This window comes from Streptomyces sp. NPDC004752, from assembly GCF_053601275.1.
Map to the genome: position 1 here is coordinate 1 of NZ_JBSGBN010000252.1, position 5191 is coordinate 5191.

A 5191-nucleotide genomic window follows, 5' to 3' on the forward strand; every position below is an offset into this window, starting at 1 on the left:
AGGCCGGCGCAGCGTCTAGTCGACCTGTGCCGTCTGTACCAGGGTCATGGTCCGGCGGGCCACGCGCATGGCTCGGCCGCGGGGCAGGATGCGGGGCTTGATGTTCCCGAACAGATAGCCCTCGGTGGGCGGACAGGACAGCAGCAGGCCGGGGGAGTTGACCTCCTGGAGGCGGCGCAGCAGGGCCTCCTGGAGGCCGCGCCCGGCGCCGGACGCGGAGCGGGCGACGACCATGTGCAGACCGACCTCGTAGCCGAGCGCGAGATGGTCCAGGAGCGGTATGAACGGGTTGTTGCCGGGACCCGTGCCGATCATGTCGTAGTCGTCGACCAGGACGAACAGCCGCGGCCCCGTCCACCAGTCGCACAGCCGCATCCGGTCCGGGGTGATGTCCGCGCCCGGCACCCGGAGCCGGATCGCCCGTGCCGCGCCGTTGACCAGTTCGCGCAGCGCGTCGATGGACACGGCGTGCCCCAGCCGGTACTCCTGCGGGACCGCCTCCACCAGGTCACGGCGGTAGTCCACGACCAGCACCCGGGCCTCCTCGGGCGTATACCGCTCGGTGATGGCGCGGGCGACGAGCCGCAGCAGATTGGTCTTGCCGCTTTCCGTGTCGCCGACGACGAGCAGATGCGGGGTGACGGCGAAGTCGTGCCAGGCGGGGGCGAGTTTGTCCTCCTCGACGCCCAGCGCGACACGCAGTCCGCCCTCCGCGGTGGTCTGCGGGGCAGGCAGTTCGCCGCTGGACAGCTGGGGCGGCAGCAGCCGTACCTCGGGCGCCTGCGGACCCGTCCAGTGCTCCTTGACGTCCAGGATCAGGGCCGATGCCCCGGCCGCGAGGTCGTCGGCGCTCTCCGCGCCGTCGATCCGGGGCAGCGCCGACAGGAAGTGCAGTTTGCTGTCGATGGTCAGGCCCCGTCCCGGTACGGAGGGCACCGTCCTGGCCCGACGGGTGTCCACCATGGACTCGATGGGGTCACCCATCCGCAACTCGACCCGGGTGCCCGCCTGGTCGCGCACGGCGGCGGCCAGTTCCACCCAGCGGGCGGTGGTGACGACCAGATGGATGCCGTAGTTGAGGCCGCGGGCGGCGATCCGGGTGAACGTCTGGATCAGGTCCTGGTGGTCCTGGCGGACGGTGGACCAGCCGTCCACGACCATGAAGACGTCACCGTGCGGCTGATCGGCGAACTCACCGGCCGCCCGGCGGGCGCGGTAGTCGGGCATCGAGGCGATGCCATGCTGGAGGAAGAGCCGTTCGCGGTCCTCCAGGATGGCGGTGACCTCGGCGACGGTCCGCCCGATCCGCTCGGTGTCGACCCGGGCGGCCACCGAGCCGACGTGCGGCAGCCCGACCAGCCCGGCCAGTGATCCACCACCGAAGTCAAGGCAGTAGAACTGGACTTCACGCGGGGTGTGAGTGAGTGCCAGCGCCGAGATCAGGGTGCGTACGACGGTGCTCTTGCCGCTCTGCGGGCCGCCCGCGATCGCCATGTGTCCGCCGGCGCCGGACAGGTCGACCGTCAGCAGGTCCCGCACCTGGTCGAAGGGCCGGTCGACGATGCCGACGGGCACCGAGAGACGCCCACGGCCCGCCCAGCCCACCGTGGTCAGGCCGTACTCGGGGTGCGGTGCCAGCGGCGGGAGGAGCTGGTCGAGAGAGGGCGAGGCGTCCAGCGGCGGCAGCCACACCTGATGGGCGGGCGGTCCGGAGCCGCGCAGCCGGTCCAGGGCCGCCGCCATCAGCGTCTGCGCAACGCCCGCCTGCTCCTCCTCGTCCGGCGCGGCCACAGTCGCGTCCGGCTCGTCCGGGGTCTCCGGCGCCGGACGGGGCGCGATCCACTCCGTCGTCCAGGGCACGACCTGGCCGGCCGCCCGCGCCTGGGCCACCGGCCCGCTGCGGTGCTCGTAGGGCCCGGAGACATAGGCGGCGCGGAACCGGGTCAGCTCCTCCACACCGCTCTTGAGATAGCCGCCGCCGGGCTGCGGCGGCAGATGGTAGGCGTCCGGCACACCCAGCACACCCCGGCTCTCCATGGCCGAGAAGGTGCGCAGACCGATGCGGTAGGAGAGATGGCTCTCCAACTGGTGCATCCGGCCCTCGTCCAGACGCTGCGAGGCCAGCAGCAGATGCACGCCGAGGCTGCGCCCGAGCCGGCCGATCATCACGAACAGTTCCATGAACTCCCGGTGCGCGGCGAGCAGTTCGCTGAACTCGTCGACGATGACGAACAAACTGGGCAGCGGCTGGAGCGGGGTGCCCGCGGCCCGCGCCTTCTCGTACTCCAGCGCCGAGGTGTAGTTGCCGGCCGCGCGCAGCAGTTCCTGGCGCCGGATCAGCTCGCCGTGCAGGGCGTCCTGCATACGGGAGACGAGCGCCACCTCGTCGGCCAGGTTGGTGATCACCGCGGAGGTGTGCGGGAGTTCGTCCAGGCCGAGGAAGGTGGCGCCGCCCTTGAAGTCCACCAGGACGAAATTGAGGGTGTCCGAGGAGTGGGTGAGCGCGAGCGCGAGCACCAGGGTGCGCAGCGTCTCGCTCTTGCCGGAGCCGGTCGCGCCGATCAGCATGCCGTGCGGGCCCATGCCGCCCTGCGCGGCTTCCTTGATGTCCAGCTCCACCGGCTGGCCCTCGGCGCTGATGCCGATGGGCACCCGCAGCCGGTCCGAGCCGCCACGGCGCGCCCACAGCTCCAGCGGGTCGAAGCGGTGCAGGTCGGTGATGCCGAGCAGCGATGTCAACTCGATGTCCGCGGACATCGGTTCGGCGGTGTCGCCGCCGAACGCCATCCGGTACGGGGACAGCCGCATGGCCACTGCCCGCGCCATGGCCGGACCGAGCCGGTCGGGGCGGCCGAGCAGCGTGTGCTGCTCCTGGCGGTTGCGGTCGGTGCGCACCAGCGTGACGGTGCCGTCGCCCCGGCTCCTTCGCCCGCCGGTGCCCTCGTCCTCGCTGAACTCCAGGCGCAGCGTGGAGCGTCCGGGACGCCAGGCCAACTCACCGGACAGATCCAGCACTACGGCGTTGCGGAACCCGGCGCCGTCGAACCGGTGGCCGCTCGGCACGCTTCCCTGGTCCACCACGATCACCGTGAACGGTTCCTCCCGGCCCGGCACGGCCTCCGGGTCGAACGGCGGTCGCTCCTGGAACTCCGCGCCGAGCAGGTCCTCCAGGCCGGTCATGGTGGACACGACCAGTCGCACAGGACCGGCGCCGTCCTGGTCCTCGGTGTGCAGGGCGTGCGGCAGCCACTTCACCCAGTCCCAGTCCGCGCGCCGGTCCTCGGACACGCAGAAGGCCAGCCACAGGTCGTCGGGCGCATGGAACACGGCGAGCTGCGTCACCAGGGCCCGTACGGCGTCGCGGATACGCTTCTCGTCACCCCGGAACAGCACCCGCGACCAGGCCCGCAGAGACAGCGCGATGGGCTGGTCGGGGACGGTCGCGTAGGCCCGTATGAAACTGCGCAGGGCGTGCGCGGACAGCGGTTCCAGGTCCTCGACGGGCTTGGTGGACATCGGCGCCAGGCGCAGCCCCAGCCGCTGCCCGCCGACCGCGAGCCGGGCCTCGCCGAAGTCGTCCTGCCCGGGCCTGCGTTCCCACAGCCGGGAGGTGCGGGCCAGCGACGACAGCGCGCCGGGTTCGGGATGCCGCCAGGACAGGGCGTACTGCTGTTGCACGAACGCCCCGCGGACCTGGATCCGGGTCTGCCGGAGGTAGCGCAGATAGTCGCGGCGCTCGCCCTTCAGCCGGCGTTTGCGGTCGCCGGCCTTGCGCATCACCTGGCCCAGGATCATCAGTCCGGAGGCGGTCACCATCAGCGCCAGGGCGGTGTAGCCGAGGGTCGAACTGCCGTTGCCCATGCGGATGAACAGCAGCATCATCGAGGCCGACATCATGCCCATGGGCAGGTAGTTCCACACCGCGGAGGTGTCGGGCACGATCTCCGGCAGGGTGGGCGGCTCTTGGAGGCTCAGCTCTCCCTCGGGCATGTCCGGGGCCCGGCGGCGGGCCGGACGACGGAAGAGAACCACACTCAAGGGACTGCCTCCTCGGCGGCGAGAGTTCACCCGGCGGCAACGGTGGGCCGGGCGGAAGGGTCGGACCAAGCGGCCAGACGGACGCAGTGGTCGGTCTGACGGAGCGGCCAGACGGGGGGATTGGTCAGAGGGGCGGGGTGGTCCGGCAGCCGGGGCGGTCAGTCGGACGGAGAGGTCGGACAGGCGGGGCGGGTGGAGCGGTCGGACAGTCGGTCGGTCGGACGGGTGAGCGGTCGGACGGACGGTGTCGGGAGCGGCGGCAGGGCGAGGCGGTGCCGGCACCAGAACTGTAAAGCTCCGGTGTATGAACTTGTCGGCGGGGCGGGCCTTTTCGACGGCGGGTCCCCAGGGGCAGGTTCCCAGAGACTGGTTCCCCAGAGGCGGGTTCTTCGGGAGCCGGCGCCTCGGGAGCGGGCGCTTTGGGTCGGGCCACCCCGGACGGGACCGGAAAAGATTTTGTAGGGTACAGCCGTCCGATTCCAGACGCCGATCTCGCGCGTCGGTCCCGGCACCCCCACTGCCACAAGGTTTCTTCCATCCTCACTGCCTGAAGGCCCCTGTCCCATACTCGGAGAGACGAGCGAGCCTTGACCGACAGCACGGTGGCACATCTGTGCCGGATCACGGTACGAGCGCCCCAGAAATCCATGGATCTGGCCGTACCCGGTGACATACCGGTGGCCGATCTGCTGCCCGCCCTGCTCGACTACGCCGGTGAAGACATCCAGGAGGCCGGCCTCGAACACGGCGGCTGGGTGCTCCAACGGCTGGGCGGCGCACCCCTGGACGAGGAGTCCACGCTCGACGCGGCCGGGGTCCGCGACGGCGAGACCCTCCACCTCAGACCGCGCGCCGACGCGCTGCCCGAGCCGCACTTCGACGACCTGGTCGACGGCATCGCCACCAACATGGAACGCCGCCCGTTCGCCTGGACCCCGACGGTGAGCCGACGGGTGCTGATCGGCCTCACGGTGACCGCGCTGGCCGCCGGATCGGTGCTCCTCGCCCTGCCGGGCATGGACATCCGGCTGCGCGTCGGCATCCTTTTCGCCGGCGGGCTGCTGATGCTGGCCGGCGCGGCCTCGGCGAGCCGGGCCGTCGGCGACGCCGGCGCCGGCGCCGCGCTGGGTGTGATGGCCACCCTGTACTGGAC

General features: G+C 71.5%; 2 protein-coding genes. One reads left to right on the plus strand and one right to left on the minus strand.

The genetic code is table 11. The features are described from left to right. Positions 1 to 15 precede the first annotated feature (15 nt). Entirely contained in the window at positions 16 to 4032 is a 4017-nt protein-coding gene (eccCa, locus tag ACWEKM_RS45705) for a type VII secretion protein EccCa (RefSeq protein ID WP_451627228.1), read from the minus strand. Between the two features lie 593 nt (positions 4033 to 4625). Between eccCa and eccD the strand changes: the two genes are divergently transcribed. Further along, the coding region (gene eccD / locus ACWEKM_RS45710) for a type VII secretion integral membrane protein EccD (RefSeq protein WP_451627227.1) at positions 4626 to 5191 on the plus strand (566 nt) is incomplete at its 3' end.